At 68.5% G+C, this 19,628-nt stretch carries 15 protein-coding genes; 10 read left to right on the top strand and 5 right to left on the bottom strand.

Annotation, left to right across the window (positions count from 1 at the left end; genetic code table 11):
• Positions 1-13: 13 nt before the first annotated feature.
• Positions 14-1,033 carry a LacI family DNA-binding transcriptional regulator gene (locus BBK82_RS04650; RefSeq protein WP_065913885.1) on the bottom strand — a complete coding sequence of 340 codons (1,020 nt, stop codon included), beginning with the start codon at positions 1,031-1,033 and terminating at the stop codon, positions 14-16.
• Between the two features lie 121 nt (positions 1,034-1,154).
• On the opposite strand from BBK82_RS04650, the gene BBK82_RS04655 reads away from it, so the two are divergent.
• The 9 genes from BBK82_RS04655 to BBK82_RS49735 all read left to right on the top strand — a co-directional run bounded on the left by BBK82_RS04655 (position 1,155) and on the right by BBK82_RS49735 (position 12,477).
• Positions 1,155-2,408, top strand: a complete 1,254-nt coding sequence (locus BBK82_RS04655; RefSeq protein ID WP_154697063.1) for an ABC transporter substrate-binding protein — start codon at positions 1,155-1,157, stop codon at positions 2,406-2,408.
• Positions 2,405-3,274, top strand: a complete 870-nt coding sequence (locus tag BBK82_RS04660; RefSeq protein ID WP_218920575.1) for a carbohydrate ABC transporter permease — start codon at positions 2,405-2,407, stop codon at positions 3,272-3,274. Before BBK82_RS04655 ends, BBK82_RS04660 begins: the two co-directional genes overlap by 4 nt.
• Complete coding sequence (locus BBK82_RS04665) at positions 3,271-4,077, top strand: carbohydrate ABC transporter permease (protein ID WP_065913888.1); 807 nt, start codon at positions 3,271-3,273, stop codon at positions 4,075-4,077. Before BBK82_RS04660 ends, BBK82_RS04665 begins: the two co-directional genes overlap by 4 nt.
• Before the next feature lie 20 nt (positions 4,078-4,097).
• Positions 4,098-5,216 carry a glycoside hydrolase 5 family protein gene (locus BBK82_RS04670; protein WP_237048025.1) on the top strand — a complete coding sequence of 373 codons (1,119 nt, stop codon included), beginning with the start codon at positions 4,098-4,100 and terminating at the stop codon, positions 5,214-5,216.
• Between the two features lie 5 nt (positions 5,217-5,221).
• The gene (locus BBK82_RS04675) at positions 5,222-8,128 is read left to right on the top strand and encodes an alpha-mannosidase (RefSeq protein WP_065913890.1); all 2,907 of its coding nucleotides are present in this window, start codon (positions 5,222-5,224) and stop codon (positions 8,126-8,128) included.
• A gap of 3 nt (positions 8,129-8,131) precedes the next feature.
• A complete protein-coding gene (locus BBK82_RS04680) occupies positions 8,132-9,031 on the top strand; it encodes a glycoside hydrolase family 18 protein (protein ID WP_065913891.1) in 900 nt (299 codons plus the stop codon).
• Between the two features lie 118 nt (positions 9,032-9,149).
• Complete coding sequence (locus tag BBK82_RS04685) at positions 9,150-10,649, top strand: PKD domain-containing protein (protein ID WP_083267778.1); 1,500 nt, start codon at positions 9,150-9,152, stop codon at positions 10,647-10,649.
• A gap of 12 nt (positions 10,650-10,661) precedes the next feature.
• Complete coding sequence (locus tag BBK82_RS04690) at positions 10,662-12,137, top strand: PKD domain-containing protein (protein WP_065913893.1); 1,476 nt, start codon at positions 10,662-10,664, stop codon at positions 12,135-12,137.
• A gap of 163 nt (positions 12,138-12,300) precedes the next feature.
• On the top strand, positions 12,301-12,477 hold the full coding sequence (locus BBK82_RS49735) for a hypothetical protein (protein WP_154697065.1): 177 nt from the start codon (positions 12,301-12,303) through the stop codon (positions 12,475-12,477).
• Between the two features lie 121 nt (positions 12,478-12,598).
• Here the strand turns inward: BBK82_RS49735 and BBK82_RS49740 are convergent, their stop codons facing one another.
• From BBK82_RS49740 to BBK82_RS04705, 3 genes are read right to left on the bottom strand one after another with little or no spacing between them, the layout of a single operon-like run.
• On the bottom strand, positions 12,599-13,552 hold the full coding sequence (locus tag BBK82_RS49740; protein WP_065913894.1) for an ABC transporter substrate-binding protein: 954 nt from the start codon (positions 13,550-13,552) through the stop codon (positions 12,599-12,601).
• A 14-nt stretch (positions 13,553-13,566) separates the two neighbouring features.
• The gene (locus BBK82_RS04700; protein ID WP_065913895.1) at positions 13,567-15,501 is read right to left on the bottom strand and encodes an ABC transporter permease subunit; all 1,935 of its coding nucleotides are present in this window, start codon (positions 15,499-15,501) and stop codon (positions 13,567-13,569) included.
• Positions 15,502-15,503: 2 nt separating this feature from the next.
• Entirely contained in the window at positions 15,504-16,517 is a 1,014-nt protein-coding gene (locus tag BBK82_RS04705) for a quaternary amine ABC transporter ATP-binding protein (RefSeq protein ID WP_237048026.1), read from the bottom strand.
• 220 nt (positions 16,518-16,737) lie between these two features.
• On the opposite strand from BBK82_RS04705, the gene BBK82_RS04710 reads away from it, so the two are divergent.
• A complete protein-coding gene (locus BBK82_RS04710; RefSeq protein WP_218920576.1) occupies positions 16,738-17,706 on the top strand; it encodes an ABC transporter substrate-binding protein in 969 nt (322 codons plus the stop codon).
• A 152-nt stretch (positions 17,707-17,858) separates the two neighbouring features.
• On the opposite strand, the gene BBK82_RS04715 is transcribed toward BBK82_RS04710, so the two are convergent.
• The gene (locus BBK82_RS04715; RefSeq protein ID WP_154697066.1) at positions 17,859-19,610 is read right to left on the bottom strand and encodes a hypothetical protein; all 1,752 of its coding nucleotides are present in this window, start codon (positions 19,608-19,610) and stop codon (positions 17,859-17,861) included.
• Between the last annotated feature and the right edge of the window lie 18 nt (positions 19,611-19,628).

Raw genomic sequence — 19,628 nt, forward strand, 5'->3', positions numbered from 1 at the left:
ACCGGGAGACGACCTACGAAACCGACGCGCCCCCCGCATCCCGACCGACCCCAGGCGCAACCCCCGAACTCCCCCTCACCACCAACTCCGGCAGCACATCCTCCACATCCGTCGGCACCGCCCCACCCATCACCGCCACCAACGCCCGAGCCGCCCGCCCCCCGAACGCGAACGTGTCCCGCGACAACGCCGTCAACCGCCCGTGCTGACACAGAACCGAGTCGTCCCAAGCCACCACCGACAACTCCTCCGGCACCGAAACCCCCAGCCGAGCAGCGACTTCCGCCCCCGCCACCGCCATCACGTCGTTGTCGTACACGATCGCAGTGGGCGCCAACGACGCCCCAAGCAACGCCCGCGTGGCCTCCGCCCCTGACTCAGCCGTGTAATCCCCGTACAGCACAACACCGTCCACAACGGACGAAGCAAACGCCTCGTCCCGCCGCACCGTGTGCAGCAACGACGGCAACCCGGCCACCCGCGCAATCCGCCGGTGCCCCAACGCCTTCAAATAGGCGACCACGGACGTCATCGCCGCGTAGTCGTCCGCCCACACCGACGCCAGCGACCCGTGGTGCCCGGACCCGCCGACCACCACCGCCGGCATCCCGAGCGACGACATCAGCTCCACCCGCGGATCCGACACCAGCAGGTCCACCAGGAACACCCCGTCGACCCGGTGCTCGGCGAACCAGCGTTCGTACAGCGCGATCTCCTCGTCCCGCGACGCCACCACCTGCAGCAACAGCGCGCACGACATCTCCGACTGCATCCCGGCGATCAGCTGGAAGAAGAACGCCTCGTCCCCCAGCGCCCGCGGCGGCCGCACCAGCACCAGCCCGACCGCGTCGGCCGAGGCGGACGACAACGCGCGCGCAGTGACCGACGGGCGGTAGCCCAACTCGGAAGCCACGTCCAGAACGCGCGCGCGGGTCGACTCGGACACGCCGGGCCGGCCGTTCAGGGCCAGCGACACGGCGCCCTTCGACAAGCCGGCCGCCGCCGCGATGTCCTTGATCGTTGGCCTCTTCACGCAGTGCCCTTCATCGATCCGGTCCCCGGCACGCTGTCCAGAACCAGACAACAAGACGTCCGGAGGCTAGCCGGAGATAAACCGGTTTAGCTAGGGTCCGCGACCAAGGAGGTGGGTGTCAATGAAGAGGCGCACGTTCCTCGCGGCCCTGGCCGCGGTGCCCGTCGCGGGTTGCGGGCTTTCTGGCGGCACGGCGAGCAACAGCTCGGCGAACGGGCAGGTCACGGGCGAGATCACGTTCCAGACCTGGTCCCTCAAACCCAAGTACACCGACTACGTCAACGGTGTCATCGACGCGTTCCAGAAGCAGCACCAGGGCACCGCGGTGAAGTGGGTCGACCAGCCCGCGGACGGGTACCTGGCGAAGGTCATGGCCGACGCGAGCGCGGGCAGTCTGCCCGACGTCATCAACGTGCCGCCGGACCTCAGCTTCCCGCTGGCCAAGGCCGGGCAGCTGGTCAACCTCGACGAGTCGCTCAAGGACGCCAAGCCGGAGTACCTCGGCAACGCCTGGCAGGCGTTCGAGATCCCCGGCAAGGGCGGCTGCTACGGCTTCCCCTGGTACCTCAACACCGGGCCGATCTTCTACAACAAGGCCCTGTTCCAGCAGGCGGGCCTGGACCCGGACAAGCCACCTACGAACTTCAAAGAGCTCGAAGAGCAAGCACGCAAACTCGCCCAGAAGGGCATCGCCACGCTCGGCCAGACCCCGAGCATCGCCGACTTCGGGCTCTACGGCGTGAAGTTGTTCGAGAACGACAAGTTCACCTTCAACGAGCCCAAGGGCGTCGAGTTCGTCGAGACCTACAAGCGGATGTACGACGCGGGTGCGCTGATCCCCGAGGCGCTCACGCAGAACTACACCGGCGCCGGCACCAAGTTCATGGCGCAGCAGACCGCGCTCAACCCCGGCAGCGCGTACGACCTGGGCAAGTTCAAGACGGACGCGCCGAGCCTCTACGCCAACGTCGGCATCACCAAGCCCATCACGAACACGGGCAGCGCCAACATGTTCCTGCACGGCGTGAGCGTGCCGAAGAGCAGCAAGAACCAGGCGACGGCGCTCGCGTTCGGACGGTTCGTCACCAACGCCGAGAACCAGGTGAAGTTCGCGAAGCTCGCCTCGATCTTCCCCAGCACGTCCAAGGGCGGCGACGACCCCTACTTCACCACCGACGACGGCTCCGACGAGGCACGGGTCAGGGTCGCCGCGGCCAAGCAGCTGCAGACCGCGGTGAACTACACGCCGGTGCAGTTCAGCGACCAGATGCGGGAGGCACTGCTGCAGCAGCTGGCCGACGCGATGCTCGGCAAGAAGTCCGCGAAGCAGGCGTTGGACGACGCCGTGACCGAGTGCAACAGGCTGCTCAAGTGACCCACCGGCCCTACACGCCGTGGCTGTTCCTGGCACCGGGACTGGCCATCTGCCTGATGTTCACGATCTTCCCGTTCGTGAACATGATCGTGCTCGCGTTCACCGACGCGAGCGCTCTGGGCGGTGGCCGGTTCACCGGCGTGGACAACTTCGTGCGGATGGCGGAGGACCCGAAGTTCTGGCTGGCGGCCCGCAACAGCGCGCTCTACATGATCGGTGTGGTGCCGCCGCTGGTGCTGTTGCCGTTGCTGATCGCGATGCTCGCGCAGAAGGTCGTGCCGGGCATCGGGATCTTCCGCACGGCGTTCTTCACGCCGGTCATCGCGTCCGCGGTCGTGGTGGGGCTCATCTGGACGTGGCTGCTGGACAGCCGCGGCCTGGTGAACAACGTCGTGGAGGCGTTGGGCGGCACCAGGATCGGGTTCCTGACCGACTCGACGCTGCTGCTGATCAGCTCCATGGTCGTCACGGTGTGGCGCGGGCTCGGCTACTACATGGTGATCTACCTGGCGGCGCTCGCGAACGTGCCGAAGGACCTGCACGAGGCCGCGATGGTCGACGGAGCCGGGCCGATCCGCCGCTTCTGGTCCGTGACGGTGCCTTCGCTGCGCCCCACGATGGTGCTCGTCGCGGCGCTCAGCGCGGTCAACGGGTTCCGCGTCTTCTCCGAGATCTACCTGCTCTCCGGCGGCACCGGTGGACCCGGCGGGGCGAGCACCACGATGGTGCTGCTCATCCAGTCGGTCGGCCGCGGTCTCACCGGTGAGGTCGGGTACGCCTCCGCGCTGAGCTTCGTGCTGTTCGTGATCTTGCTGGGGCTCTTGCTGGTCACCCTCAAGCTCAACCGCAGGGAGGAGCAGCTGTGAAGCTCGCACTCCGCTACGCGGCACTGCTGGCGATCCTCGCCATCAGCATCGGCCCTTTCCTCTGGCAGTTCGCGACCAGCCTCAAGGGCCCGACCGAGGACGTGTTCCTGCCCGACTTCATCCCGAACGACCCGACCTTCGGCAACTACGCGGCCGTGGCCGACGTGGTGCCGGTCTGGACGTTCGCGCTCAACTCGCTGGGCGTGGCGAGCGTCAACGTCGTCACGAACTGCCTCGGTGCGGCGATGGCGGGCTATGCGCTGGCACGGCTGAAGTTCCGGGGCCGCAGGTTCGCCGGGGTGATCTTCGCCAGCAGCATCCTGGTGCCGTTCGAGGCGATCCTCATCTCGCTGTTCCTGGTGATGCGCGGGCTCGGGCTCACCGACACCCTGACCGCGGTCGTGCTGCCCGGCGCGATCGCCGCGCTCAACGTCCTGTTGCTGCGCAACGCGTTCCTCGCACTCCCCGCCGAAGTCGAGGAAGCCGCGGTCATCGACGGCGCCAACGCGTGGCAGCGCTTCACCCGCCTCGCACTGCCGTCGGTGAAGGGGACGCTGGTCGTGGTGGCGCTGTTCTCGTTCATGTTCAGCTGGGACGACTTCCTCTGGCCGCTCGTGGTGCTCAGCGACCAGGAGAAGTACACGCTCACCATCGGCCTGGCGTACCTCCAGGGCACGTTCGTGCAGAACCAGCGGCTGGTGGCGGCGGGCACGATCATCGCCGTCCTCCCGCTGATCCTGCTGTTCCTGTTGCTGCAGAAGCACTTCTTCCGCGGAGTGGGAGAAGGCGCGATCAAGGGATGAACCGAAGGGGATCGAACACAGTGCGTTTCGGCGTGAACTACACCCCGTCCACCGGTTGGTTCCACCACTGGCTCGACTTCTCCCTCGACGACGTCAAAGCCGACTTCGAGGCCATCGCCGGCCTCGGCCTCGACCACGTGCGGGTGTTCCCGCTGTGGCCGGTGTTCCAGCCCAACCGCGGTCTGGTCCGCCCGAAGGCGGTCGAGCAGCTCGGGCAGATGCTCGACGCGGCACACGAACAAGGCCTGGACGTGCAGGTCGACGTGTTGCAGGGGCACCTGTCGAGCTTCGACTTCTACCCGTCGTGGGTGCAGACCTGGCACCGCGCCAACATCTTCACCAACCCCGATGTGATCAGCGGGCAGAAGCTCTACATCCGCACGCTCGCGGAAGAGTTGAAGGACCGGCCGAACTTTCTCGGCTTCACCCTCGGCAACGAGGTCAACCTGCTCACCGAGTCGAACCCGTGCACCCCGGAGCAGGCCGGCGAGTGGATCGACACGCTGCTCGCCGAGTGCGTCAAGGCGGCGCCGCACCACCCGCACGTGCACTCCGAGTACGACGCCGTCTGGTACGAGAGCGAGCACTCGTTCTTACCGGAGCACGCGGCGAACAAGGGCGCGATGACGACCGTGCACTCGTGGGTCTTCAACGGCACCGCGCAGCGCTACGGCCCGATGTCACCCGAGAGCGTCCACCACGCCGAATACCTGGTCGAGCTCTCGAAGGCGCACGCGAAGGACCCACAGCGGCCCGTGTGGCTGCAGGAGGTCGGCGCCGCCCAGCCCGAGATCAGCGCCGAGCAGGCACCCGAGTTCGCCGAGCACACGCTTGCGAACGTGCTGACCTGCGCCAACCTCTGGGGCGTCACGTGGTGGTGCTCGTTCGACGTCGACCGTGCGCTGGTGGACTTCCCCGAACGCGAGTACGAGTTGGGGCTGATGACCACCGAACGCAAGGTCAAGCCGCTCGGCGAGGTGATCGCCCGGATCGCGCGCGAGACGCCGCCCGCACCGGCCGAGCGCACGCCGATCACGCTGCACGGCGACCGGCCCTCGTGGGGCCCCGGTGGCGCCTTCTTCGAAGAGTGGATGGCCCTCGCGCGAACGGGCGTGCGGGCCTCGATCGAGCTGGGGTAGACGACATGCATGACGAACGCGCGCTGCTGGAAGAACGCCTCAACCGCACGCTGAAGGAACGCATCCGCCCGGCCGTCTACGGCGAGACCGCGCCGCTGGAGCTCGCCGTGTGGACCGTGCCGGACGAGCCGGTGCCGGTCGCCGAAGCCCTCGCCGCGCGGTACGAACCCGCGAGCGTCGGCGACACCTGGGGTGCGCCGTGGAGCACGAGCTGGTTCCGGCTGACCGGCAGTGTTCCCGAGGCGTGGCAGGGCAAGCAGGTGGAGGTCGTGCTCGACCTCGGCTTCACCCACCCCGGCCCCGGTTTCCAGTCCGAGGGCCTCGCCTACTCCGCTGACGGCGTGCCGGTCAAGGGCATCGAGCCGCGCAACACCTACCTGCCGGTCGAGGGCACCGAGGTCCTCTACTACCTCGAAGCCGCCGGCAACCCGACCATCCTCGACTTCCACCCGTTCCTGCCGACCCCGCTGGGCGACAAGGAGACCGCGGGCACCGAGCCGTTGTACAAGATCCTCAAGGCCGAGCTCGCGGTGTTCCAGCCGCAGGTCTGGCACCTGATGCTGGACATCGAGGTGCTGCAGGGCCTGATGAGGGAGCTGCCCGAGCACGACCCGCGCCGGCACAAGGTCCTGCACGCGCTGGACCGGGCGATGGACACGCTCGACCTCAACGCCGTCGCGGAGACGGCCGAGGACGCCCGCGCGCAGCTGCAGGGCGTGCTCGCACTGCCCGCGACGGCCTCCGCGCACAAGGTCTCCGCGATCGGCCACGCGCACATCGACTCCGCGTGGCTCTGGCCGTTGCGCGAGACGGTCCGCAAGTGCGCCAGGACGTTCTCGAACGTCACGAAGCTGATGGACTCCTACCCGGACTTCTACTTCGCGTGCTCGCAGGCGCAGCAGTACGCGTGGATGAAGGAGCACCACCCGCACGTGTGGGACCGGGTGCGCGAGAAGGTCCGCGGTGGACAGTTCGTGCCGGTCGGCGGCATGTGGGTCGAGTCGGACACGAACATGCCCGGCGGCGAGGCGATGGCCCGCCAGCTGGTGCACGGCAAGCGCTTCTTCCTGGAGAACTTCGGGGTGGAGACCGAGGAGGTGTGGCTGCCGGACTCGTTCGGCTACAGCGCCGCGCTCCCCCAGCTGATCAAGCTGTCCGGTTCGCGCTGGTTCCTCACCCAGAAGCTGTCGTGGAACCAGATCAACCGGTTCCCGCACCACACGTTCTGGTGGGAGGGCATCGACGGCACCCGGATCTTCACGCACTTCCCGCCGGTCGACACCTACAACTCGTCGCTGTCCGGCGAGGAGCTGGCCCGCGCCTCACGCCAGTTCGCCGAGCACGCCAAGGCCTCCCGGTCGCTGGTGCCGTTCGGCTACGGCGACGGCGGTGGCGGTCCCACCCGCGAGATGATGGAGACCGCGCACCGGGTCGCGAACCTCGAAGGCTCGCCGACGGTGCAGGTCGAACCGCCGCGCGACTTCTTCCAGGCCGCGCAGGACGAGTACCCGGACGCGCCGGTGTGGGCGGGCGAGCTGTACCTGGAGAAGCACCGCGCCACCTACACCACCCAGGCCAAGACCAAGCAGGGCAACCGCCGCAGCGAACACCTGCTGCGCGAGGCGGAGCACTGGTCGACGGTGGCGGCTCTCCAGGGTGCCGAGTACCCGTACGACGACCTCGACCGGTTGTGGAAGACCGTGCTGCTGCACCAGTTCCACGACATCCTGCCGGGCAGCTCGATCGCGTGGGTGCACCGTGAGGCCGAGGCCACCTACGCGCGAGTGGCGGCCGAGCTCGAGGAGCTCACCGCGCGGGCGATCAACGCGGTCAAGGGCGACGGTGACCAGGAGATCACGTTCGACGTGTTCGGCGGCGACGCGCCCAGGCCGTTCGTCGCGCCCGCGGACGGCGTGCTCGACAACGGCCGGATCCGCGTCACGATCGACGGCGACGGCGTGATCACCTCGATCCTCGACCTGGAGGAGCAGCGCGAGGTCCTGCCACCGCACGGGTTCGCCGGCCTGCCGCAGCTGCACAAGGACAACCCGAACCAGTGGGACGCCTGGGACATCGACCCGTTCTACCGCAACTGGCGGGCCGACCTGACCCCGTCCGAACGCGTCGACGGCACCGACGGCGTGGTCGTGCGCACCAAGTTCGGCAACTCCGCGCTCACCCAGACGATCCGGCTCAGGGAAGGCGCCAGGCAGGTCGACTTCTCCACCGAGGTCGACTGGCAGGAACGCGAGAAGCTGCTCAAGGTCGCCTTCCCGCTCGACCTGCGCGCCGAGGTCTCCACCGCGGAGACCCAGTTCGGCCACCTGCACCGCCCGGTGCACACCAACACCTCGTGGGAGGCCGCGAAGTTCGAGATCTGCGCCCATCGCTTCCTGCACGTCGGCGAACCCGGCTACGGCGTCGCGGTGGTCAACGACTCGACCTACGGCCACGAGGTCACCCGCACCACCCGCGAGGACGGCGGGACCACCACGACCGTGCGCCTGTCCCTGCTGCGCGCGCCGAGGTTCCCCGACCCCGAGACCGACCAGGGCGAACACCGCTTCCGCTACGCCCTCGTCCTCGGCGGCCTGCCAGAGGCCGTCGACGCGGGCTACCGGATCAACCTGCCGCCGCAGGCCGTCCGGGGCTCGGTGACGCCAGAACCGCTGGTGCGCACCGGCAACCCGGCGGTGAGGGTCGAGGCCGTGAAGCTGGCCGACGACCGGTCGGGCGACGTCGTCGTCCGGCTCTACGAGGCGCACGGCGGACGTGCGCGCGCCTCGATCAGCACCTCCTTCGCGTTCACGGGCATCCAGGAGACCGACCTGCTCGAACGGCCGCTGGGTGACGCTTCCGCGGAGGTGGTGCTGCGCCCGTTCCAAGTGATCACCCTGCGATTCACGAGGTAACACATGAAGAAGCTGTTCCTGGCGCTGTTGCTGGTGGTGCTCGCCGCACCACCGGCCACGGCCGCCACCCAGAAGCGGACCGTCGTCTACTACCAGACCCAGTACAGCAACGGCGCGACCGGCACCTACGTCTCGCCCAAGCCGCTGGTCGACCGCGGCACCGGCGTCACCGACCTGCTGGTCGCCGCCATTCACCTGAACGACAACAAGGTCGTGCACCTCAACGACCACCCGCCGTCTCACTCGCGGTACACGCAGATGTGGCAGGACCTCGCCGCGATCCAGGCCCGCGGCGTGAACGTGATCGGCATGGTCGGCGGCGCGGCACCCGGCTCGTTCCAACGCCTCGACACCCGGTTCGACGAGTACTACCCACTGCTGCGCGACACGATCCGGACCTACAAGCTCAACGGCGTCGACCTCGACGTCGAGGAGCGGATGTCGATCGCGGGCATCCGGCGGGTCATCGACCAGCTGAAGGCGGACTTCGGTTCCGGCTTCATCGTCACGCTCTCGCCGGTCGCGAGTGCGTTGCGCGGCGGCGGCAACCTGTCCGGCTTCAACTACGAGGAGCTCTACCGCAGCCACGGCTCGAAGATCGCCTACTTCAACGGCCAGTTCTACAACGGCTGGGGCAGCGCCGCGAACACCTCGAACTACGACCAGATCATCAGCCGCGGCCTGATCCCGGCCAACAAGGTCGTGCTCGGCACGCTGACCAACTCGGCCAACGGCGGCAGCGGGTACGTGACCATCTCCACGCTGCGCAGCACGGTGACGTCGTTGAAGACGAAGTACGCGAACTTCGGCGGAGTCGCCGGGTGGGAGTACTTCAACTCGCTGCCCGGTGGCACGGCGGCGCCGTGGCAGTGGGCGAGCGAGGTGACGGCGATGCAGAGGTAGGCCGATCGGCGGAACTTCGGGCGGGGTGTGCAACGAACACCCCGCCCGTCGCGATTGACCGCCGGGGACACCTGCGGCCGGCAGGGCGGCAGGTCTGGGGGACTTGGGGGACTTTCGCATGCCTTCTGCAAGATCACTGGTGGTCGCGGCCGCCGTGCTGGTGGGGGTGCTGACGCCGGGTGTCGCACACGCGGCCCCGCCTTCGAACGACGACTTCGGCTCGGCGACCGTCGTCGGCTCGCTGCCGTACTCGGTCGCGCAGGACACGACCGAGGCGACCAGAGCCGCCGACGACCCGGCCGCCTGCCTCGGTCACAGCGTCACCGGTTCGGTGTGGTTCACCTACACCGCCACCGAGAACGGCCTGCTGCGTCTGAAGACCGAGGGCAGCGACAGGGACCTGTACGTCACGACGTACACCGGTGAGCGGGGTGACCTCAAGCAGCTGTGGAACCCCCGGTGGGACGGCTGCACCACGACCCGCACCGTGCCGATCACGTTCCCCGCGACGGCTGGCACCACGTACCACTTCATGGTCAGCGGCAACGGCACACCGGGCGGCGCGTTGCAGCTCGCGCTCGACCGGATCGCCCCGGTCGCCAACGACGACTTCGCCGACGCGCAGCCGGTGACCGCACTGCCCGCCACCATGTCGCAGCCCGACTACACGCTGGCGTCGGCCGAGACGGACGAGCCGGCGGCGTGCTCCGGCAACCAGGGCGCTCCGTCCGTCTGGTACGCCTACACGCCGACGCGGACGCAGTCGGTGGTGCTCAGGTTCGACAACAGCAGCAGCGGGCCGAGCGCCGGTCTCTACGAGGGAACATCGCTGGCGGACCTGCACGTGCTCGCCTGTGCCAGCGGCTACAGCTACAACGGCAAGGCCGCCGGACTCACCGCGGGCAGGACCTACTTCATCCAGCTCACCGGTACCAACGACCGCTGGCAGTCGCCCGCGACGCTGCGGCTGTCCGAAGCACTGGCGCTGCAGACCTCGGTCCACGGCCCGTCCGAGGAACGCCCGCTGTACGAGACCATCGGTTTCTCGCTGCAGCACTACAACTCCTACGACGCACCGGTGACGACCTCGTGGGACTTCGGCGACGGCACCACCGCGCCGCCCAGCACGGAGACCGGCCAGCAGCACAGGTACGCCGCCGACGGCGAGTACACCGTGACGGTCACCTCGACCTCCGCCGACGGCCGCACCAGCAGCGACACCACCGTCGTCAAGGTCAAGACCCACGACGTCGGCATCACCCGGTTCGCCGTGCCGGCCTCGGCCAGGGCCGGTGACCAGAAGACGATCACCGTGCAGCTCGCGAACACCCGCTACCTGGAGAAGCCGACCGTCACGCTCTACCGGTCGGACAACGGCTCGTGGGAGCAGGTAGGCCGGCTCACGATCGAGGTCCCCGCGCACCCGACCCGCAAGGTCGGCTTCCCGTTCGCCTACACCTTCACCCCGGAGGACGCCGCGATCGGCAAGGTGACGTTCCGCGCCGTGGCCGAACTGCCGTGGCCCACGCAGGACGCCCGCGAGCAGGACAACGAGGTGATCGCGATCGCGACCACCGTGCGTCCCGCCGCCACCTCGGCCGCCGCTCTCACGAACTGATCCGGGGAACTCATGAAGCTCAGCAGACTGCGCCTGACCGCCACCGCGGTGGCTGTGGCCGCACTGACCACGTTCGCGCCCGGCGTCGCACACGCCGACGCGCCCGCCAACGACGACTTCGACGGCGCCACCGAGATCACCGCGCTGCCGGCCACGACGACCGTCGACACCACCGGCGCCACCAAGGCGGCCGACGACCCGATCATCTGCGGCTACCAGAGCCACCACACGGTGTGGCTGCGCTACACGGCCACCGCGACCGAGTTGGTCAGGCTGACCAACCAGGACAACAGCTACTCGTTCTTCGCCGTCTTCACCGGCACCCGCGGTGCCCTCACCCCGGTGCCGGGTGCTTGCACCAGTCCGTGGGAGAGCACGAAGACCTTCAGCGTCACGGCGGGCACGACCTACCACCTCGCCGTGGCCGAGCACTACTCCGGCTACACGAGCCCGGTGACGCTGACCACGACGCCGGTGCGCGCCGCCGCCAACGACGACCGGGCGGCGGCAACCCCGGTCACGCTGCCGTCGCGGATCGAGGGCGACCTCACCCGCGCGACGGCGGAACCGGGTGAGGTGCCGCCGAGCTGCGACACCACCGCCACCAAGTCGCTCTGGTACCGCTACCAGGGGACGCGCACGCAGTGGGTCAACGTCTCCGCGTACTACAACGCGATCAGCGTGCACCGCGCGAGCGATCTGTCCGAAGTGGACTGCTTTGCGTCCGGAGGCAACTTGAACGGCGCGGTGTTCGCGACGACCGCGGGCGAAACGTACCTGATCCGGGTGGCGCGTTCCCCGGAACGCGTGGAGCCGTTCTGGATGGACGTCGTAGCGGCCTCACCGCTGAAGCCGACCGCCCTGGTCAACCGCCACCAGCCGACGGTGCTCGACGACCTCCCGTTCGAGATCCTCTCCGGCGACCGGCACGGCAGGGTGCTCACCAGCGGAGTGATCGACTTCGGCGACGGCACCTCGAGGAGCTTCGTCGCGTACGACCAGATCCGCCACCAGTACGCGCGGGACGGCGTGTACACGATCACCGTGACGGGCTCCACGAGTGACGGCCGCACGGGCACCGGAACCAGCACGGTCACGATCGACACGCACGACGTGTCGGTGGCCGCGCTGTCGGTGCCGTCCTCGGTGCGGGCCGGCCAGACCAAGCCGATCACGGTGTCGGTCGCCAACACCCGGCAGACCGAGAACGTCCGGGTCACCCTCTACCGGGTCAGCGAGACCGGCGGCTACGACGAGGCGGTCGGCGTGGCGGTCCAGCGGGTGGTGGCCTCACCAACGGGCAAGGTCGGCTTCCCGTTCGCCTACACCTACACCACGGAGGACGCGACGCTGGGCAAGGTCACGTTCCGCGCGGTCGCCGCGCTGGAGGCCTGGGACGTCCGCGAGGCGAAGCCGGACGACAACGAGGCCCGTGCCACCACGACCTCCGTCCGTCCGGCGGCCGCCAGCAACGCGCGAACTGACTAGGACCGCCCCCTTACCCGGCCGCCGGAGAGCCGTCCACCGCTCACCGCAGCAGCCGGGTAAGGGGTCTCACAGCCCAGCCTTGGGTGTTCGTCCGATGTGAGGGCACACCCCTCAGCAGCAATCTCATCGTCAACAGAGAGACGAACTGAGGGAGCTGGGTCAGATGGAGTGGACGCCCGAGGCGATCAAGGCGGAGATGGACTACCGGCAGGCCGCGCTGCGTGAGGACGCCCGCCGCGTGCAGGAGTACTACCGCAACGGTGGCCGGCCGCGTTCGTGGTGGCACCGCATGACGCACCGCCATGAGCCTGAGGTGCCCAACGGGCAACAGGCCGCCTGATGCCGGAAACGGGTCGTGGGTGGTTCCTCTCGTCCAGGAACCACCCACGACCCGTGTTGTTCGGGCGTCTGCAAGTACCACCGACTCGGGGGTTGGTAGTACTTGCAGACGCCGTTCAGCGTCACGCCTTGGGCAGCCAGGCCTTCACCTTGCCGGCGTTGGCCTCGACCCACTTCTTGGCCGCGTCATCCGGCTTCATCTTGTCCTCGGCGATGTACTTCGCGACCGTGTTCTGGTCCTCGTTGGTCCACTTGAAGTTCTTCACCAGCTGGGCCGCGGGGCCGTTGGCGTCGGCGAACTTCTTGGACACGATCTTGTCGAGGTCGTAGTCCGGGTAGTCGCAGGCGATCTTCTCGGCGTCGGCGTCACAGCCGGGGGTGTAGGCGGGGAGCTTCACCTTCTCGAGCTTGATCTCGTTGAGCAGCCACTGCGGCGAGTAGAAGTAGCCGATGACCCACTTCTTGTCCTTCTCCGCCTGGCGGAACGCCTGGATCAGCGCGGTCTCGCTGCCGCCGTAGACGACCTTGTAGTCGAGGTTCAGGTTCTTCACCAGAGCCTCGTCGTTGGTCACGAACGACGGGTCGCCGTCGAGCAGCTGGCCCTTCTCACCGGACTCGGACGTCTTGAACCTGTCCGCGTACTTGTTGAGGTTGTTCCAGTCGAGGATGTCGGGGTGCTCCTTGGCGAGCCACGGCGGCACGTACCAGCCGATCTGGCCCTGCACGCCCGTGGAGCCGGCGCTGACGGCGGTCTTCTGCTCGTCGATGTACTTCTTGCGCAGGTCGTCGTGGCCCCAGTTCTCGACGACGGCGTCGACCTCGCCGGTGCCGAAGCCCTGCCAGGCCACCTCTTCCTTGAGCTCCTTCTTGGTGACCTTGCACTTGAGGTCCTTCTCGGCCACGTACGCGAGCACGGCCGCGTTCGCCTCGTAACCGACCCACGGGTTGATCGCGAGGTTGAACGTGCCGCAGTCACCGGCCGCACCCGACGAGGTGTCACCGACCTTCGCGCCACCGCAACCGGCGACCGCGAGTGCTCCTGCGAGCACCACGCCCAGCACGCTGTGCCTTGCCACTTCCCACGACCCTTCTAGTTGGTCCACCGCTTGGCGGCCGCCTGGGTGAGGCGGTCGAGCATCACGCCCAGCACGACGATCGCGACACCGGCCGCGAGCCCCTTGCCGTAGAGCTGGCCCTGCGAGAACCCGGCGACGACGTCGTAGCCGAGCGCACCGGCGCCGACGAGCCCGCCGACGACGACCATCGAGAGCACGTAGATCAGCCCCTGGTTGGCGGCGAGCGTCAACGCCCCGCGCGCCATCGGCAGCTGCACCTTCACGATCGTCTGCCACGAGCCGGCCCCCAGCGCCGTGGACGCTTCGACCGTCGCGGGCGACACCGCCCTGATGCCGTCGGCGATGATCTTGATGGCGACCGGGGCCGCGAACACCACGGCCGCGATGATCGCCGTGAACCGCGAGGCGGCGAACAGGGCCAGGAACGGCACCAGGTACACGAACGCCGGCATCACCTGGCCCGCGTCGAGCACCGGCCGGACGATCCGGTCCGCCCGTCGGCTGCGGCCCATCCACACGCCGACCACGACGCCCAGCACCATCACCATGACCGTGGCGACCAGCGTGGACGCCAGCGTGATCATCGAGTCCTGCCACAACCCGGTCGCGACCAGCAGGCCCAGGCACACCGCGGAGACCACCGCGGCCCGGACCCCGCCGACCAGGAACGACAGCGCCACCACCACCAGCGCCACCAGGAACCACGGCGACTCGGCGAGCACCGCCTGCAACGGGTTCAGCAGCACGGTGGTGACGAAGTCCTTGAAGCCGCCGGTGAGCACCGGCAGCGTGTCCTGCACCCACTCGGTCGCGACCGTCGTGCCCTGCCGGATGCTCGACCCGACCTCGACATCGGCTGGGAACTCCGCCGCCCACAGGTAGGTGTAGGACAGGTACACGGCGGCACCCGTGACGCCCAGCCCGCCGAACAGTGCCCATCGGGGCAGCTTCCGGCGTTCGGTCGCGGCCGTGGTGACCCGGTCCAGCACGATCGCGAGCACCACGATCGCCAGGCCCGCGTTGAACGCCGTGCCGACGTCCAGCGTCTGCAGCGCCTTGACGACCGTCTTGCCCAGACCGGGCGCGTCGATCAACGCGGCGATCGTGACCATCGACAGCGCGGCCATGATCGTCTGGTTGACGCCCAGCACGATCGTCCTGCGCGCGGAGGGCAGCAGCACCTTCACCAACGTCTGCTGCTGCGTCGCCCCGAGGGACTCGCTGGCCTCGACGGTGGTGCGCGGCACCGTGCGGATGGCGTGCGCGGTGATCCGGATCGCCGGCGGGGCCGCGTAGATCAGCGTCGCGATCGTCGCCGAGGCGGGCCCGATCAGGAAGAACAACGTCAGCGGTGCCAGGTAGACGAACGTCGGCATGGTCTGCATGAAGTCGAGCACCGGTGTCAGCACCCGGTTCACCCGGTCCGACAGCCCGGCCCAGATGCCCAGCGGGACGCCCACCAGCAACGAGATCACCACGGCCGCCAGCGTCAGCGACAGCGTGTCCATGCTCTCCTGCCACAACCCCTGCAAGCCCAGGAAGACGAACCCGGCGACGGCCAGCAGCGCCACCCGCCACCCGGCGACCGCGAGGCTCACGAACCCGGCGACCGCGACCACGCCGAGCCAGCCGACCACCGGCACCGGCCGCCCGAACGACGGCTGCGCGATGAACGCCTGGATGAACGTGACGAACTCGTCGATGACGAGCCGGATCTCGTTGAAGAAGTACAGGAACAGCGGGTTGGAGTTGCGCGAGGCACCGACGGCGTCGTTGAGCTCGTTGACCCACCGGTGCAGCGGCGTGAGCTCGGAGGCGCCGAGCGACAGCGTGGCGGTGTTGCGGAACACCAGCCACAGCACCAGCCAGGCCAGCACGATCCCGCCAGCGACCAGGCCTCTGTGGACTTTCGGGCGCGGCACTGGCCGTGGCGCGGTGACGGCGACCATGCTCAGGCCTCCCCGGCGACGACCCCGAGGATCTCCTCGTCCGCCACGACCCCGAGCAGCTCGCCGTCCCGCACGACCTTCACCGGCCGGTCCGCGCTCAGCACGCTGCGGATCGCCTCGCGCACCACGGTGTCCGGCCCGAGCTCGGGACCGTCCAGCACGTCGTCGGGCGTGGGCGGTCGCATGATCCACTTCAACGTCAGCACGTGCGAGCGCGGCACGTCCCGCACGAAGTCGCGCACGTAGTCGTCCGCCGGCGCGCCGACCAGCTCGTCGCCGGTGCCGACCTGCACGACCTCGCCGTCACGCATGATCAGGATGCGGTCGCCGAGCTTGAGCGCCTCACTGAGGTCGTGGGTGATGAAGACCATCGTCTTGCCGACCTCGCGGTGCAGCCTGACCACCTCGGACTGCATGTCGCGGCGGATCAACGGGTCGAGCGCCGAAAAAGGTTCGTCGAAGAACAGCACGTCGGGATCTCCGGCGAGTGCGCGCGCGAGTCCGACGCGCTGCTGCATTCCACCGGAGAGCTGATCCGGATAGGACTTCTCGTACCCGGTGAGACCCACCAGGTCGATCACCTCCTGGGACCGCTCCGCCCGTTTCGCCCGCGCCACCCCGCGGATTTCCAGCCCGTAACCGACGTTGTCGGCCACCGACCGGTGGGGCAGCAAGCCGAAGTGCTGGAACACCATGGAGAACTTGTTCCGGCGCAGGTCGCGCAACCGTTTCGGATCGGCGTCGAGAATGTTCTCGCCCTCGAACGCGATCGATCCCGAAGTCGGTTCCACGAGCCGCGTCAGGCATCTGACCAGAGTGGATTTACCGGAGCCCGACAAGCCCATGACCACGAACATCTCACCTGGGGCAACGTCGAAGTCCACTCCGCGCACGGCGGCCACGGCGCCCGTGCGGTCCATCAACTCCGCCCGTGACAACGATTTCAGCTCGGGTGACGCGACCACCTGGGACGCCTTGGAGCCGAACACCTTCCACAGGTCCCCGACCGAAATCACGGGATCCACGCCAAACCACTCCGACCCTGTTGCGGACTGCGCACACCGTTTCTCGATGCGCGACAGCATTGACCTTCACACGAGTGCGGTCAAGGGCTGCTACCTATTCGTTCCTTTGTGGACAACCAATCATCCGACGACTTGACGCGCGAAGATCGAACCGGAAAAGCTGAACTGAGCGGTCTCAAGAGCCGTTCTTCCCCCCAGAGGAGCGAACTCCGTGCAACACCCCAGAATCGCTCTGGCAATGGCGCTCGTGTTGACAATTGCCGGTTGCGGCAATGAATCCTCGTCGTCCTCACCGCGTTCCAGCTCAGCCGCCCCTGCCGAACCGTGCGACGGCATCAGCATCGCGATCAATCCATGGGTCGGTTACGAGGCGAACGCCGCCGTGATCTCCTACCTCGCCGAGCACCGGCTCGGTTGCAAGGTCGAGAAGAAGGAGATGGACGAGCAGACCGCCTGGCAGGGCCTCGACAACGGCGAGGTCGACGTGGTCCTGGAGAACTGGGGTCACGAGGACCTGAAGCAGAAGTACATCGAGGAGAAGCGCACCGCGGTCAGGGTCGGCCCGTCCGGCAACAAGGGCGTGATCGGCTGGTACGTGCCGCCGTGGTTGAAGAAAGAGCTCCCGGACATCACGAACTGGCAGAACCTGAACAAGTACGCGGACAGGTTCAAGACGGCCAAGTCCGGTGACAAGGGCCAGCTGCTCGACGGCGACCCGTCGTTCGTGACCAACGACGAGGCCCTGGTCAAGAACCTCAACCTCAACTACAAGGTCGTCTACGCCGAGAGCGAGCTCAACCTGATCAAGGCGTTCCGCCAGGCCGAGGAGAAGAAGACGCCGCTGATCGGCTACTTCTTCGAGCCCCAGTGGCTGCACCTCGACATCGAGCTGGTGAAGGTCGACCTGCCGCCGAACGTGGCCGGGTGCGACGTCGACCCCGCCACCGTCGCCTGCGACTACCCGAGCTACGAGCTGGACAAGATCGCCTCCAAGGAGTTCGCCGACAGGGGCGGGCCCGCGTACCGGCTGGTGAAGAACTTCCAGTGGAGCAACGACGAGCAGAACACCGTCGCGTCGTTCATCGCGAAGTACAAGATGTCACCGGACGAGGCGGCGAAGCGGTGGATCGAGGCGAACCCGGACCGGGTGGAGGACTGGCTGTCCCAGGACAAGCCGTAGAACTGTGTGAGCGCGTCAAAAAATGGGGCCCTTCGACCACATCGGCCGAAGGACCCCATGTCACGACCGGGCTCAGCCCTGCGGGTGGTTCACCTGCATCGTGTAGCTGGTTCGGCAGCGTCGTGGTGAACCCGAACTCGCCGGGCAACCGTTCAGTCGTTGCCTCGCGACCACCACTTCTCGTCGGGACCGGAGATGTCCTCGACGCTGAGCCTGCGCACCGACCCCGCGCGCCGCAGCCGGGCGGACAGCTGGTCCTTGCGCTGGGCGAGGCGGCGGTAGACGTCCAGGGCGGGCGTCTCCGCCTGACCGCGTTGCCGTTCCCTCGTGCGCCAGTTGCCGAGGAACTCGAGCGTCAGGTCGGCGAGCGCCTGCCCGGCGTGCGCGGTGAGCACGTCGCCCGGTGCGGCGAAGGTGCCGGCGTGGAAGGCGAGGTTCCGCGTGACGTAGAGCCATTCCAGCAACGCCGCGGCCGTGTCCTCCTGCTCCTGCAACCAGTGCGCGAGCACGGCCGAGTCCGCGAGCCGGGCGCGCCAGAGCTCGACGAGGTCCTGCACGAGCCCGCCCTCGTTCTCGGCGAGCTTCGTGACGGCGTCCTGCGCGGCCTTGAGCTGCTCGGCCGGCCGGTTGTGCTCGACGAGCACGTCGAGCCACGCGTCCACGGACTTCAGGTGGTGCTTCACGCCGGTCGTGGGCACCTGCGCGTCGAGCGGTGGCCGCAGTCCGCGGTCGTGGTTGCCGACGACGACGTGCAGGCTGACCAGGTGCTGCCGCAGCATCTGCAGCGCACACGCCTTGGCCAGCCAGGCGATCTTGCCCGGGTCCAGCCCGGTCGCCTCCAGCGCGCTCCACGCGAGCCCGGCGCTGGCCATGGGCGCGTCGACCTGCCTGGCCAGGTTCGCCACCCGCATCGCCGACCGCAGCTCGGCCGGCCAGTACGGGGTGAGCGGGTAGGCGCTGGCGACCGTGCGCTGGTGCTCGGTGCGCGTGACCCGCCCGGTCGGCCCGCTGACCTGCCACACCGGCGCGATGTCGAGCTCGGTGAGCCGCTCCCCCGCCGCGTACTGGTCGAGCACCTCGCTCAACGCCCGCCGCCCGAGCAACGCCGCGGTGTGCGCGTCCGCGGCCGTGACCGGCAGCCTGATCAGCACCGACGACCCGGTGACCACGTCCTTGAGGAAGTCGTCCCTCGGCAACCTGCTGCGGTGCAACGGTTCCTGCCGCACCCCCGGCAGCAGCTCGTCGAGGTGCCGCAACACCCGCGCACCGCGGACCACCAGCGCCACCACGTGCCGGCGCGGCTCCGGCCACAGCACCTGCGCGAGGTCGTGCGGTTTCTTGAGGAACCGCAACAGGTCCGCGCGCAGGTGCCGGCCGTCCCTGCCGTGGCAGGCGGTGACGACCGCGAGCTCGGCGATCATCCTGGCGCGCAGGGGCAGCTCAACGCCGTTCCACAGTGGACCGAGCCAGTGCCTGACGGCGGTGCGCAGCGCCTCCGGGTCGAGCTTCGCCGCGGCCGCCTTCGTGACGGCGGGATCCAGCTTTTGCCCGTCCGCGGCGATCACGGCGTCCACGTCGAGGAGCGTCTGCCGTGCCTGGGCCAGCGCCTTCGCCCCCGCGTGCGCGTAGGCGGGCGCGGCGGCGTCCATGACCGTGACCGAGGTGCTGATGACGCGGCGCAGCAGGTTCCACCGCGGGTGGTCCTCGCTCGCATGGCTGGCCAGCGCGGTCTGCGCCCGTTGGACGGCCACGAACGCGCTGTTCAGCCCGGCGACGTGCTCGCCGAGGTGCGCGTCGGGGTCGAGCGCGCGCAGCACCCCCTGCAGCAACGCCCGCTGACACCGGCTGAGCCCGGCGTCGTCGAAGGCCTGCCGCAACCGGGCGTCGAGGTACTGGTAGCGCACGGCACGCACACTAGTGAC

The sequence above is a fragment of the Lentzea guizhouensis genome, from assembly GCF_001701025.1.
In the GTDB taxonomy this organism is placed as follows: domain Bacteria; phylum Actinomycetota; class Actinomycetes; order Mycobacteriales; family Pseudonocardiaceae; genus Lentzea; species Lentzea guizhouensis.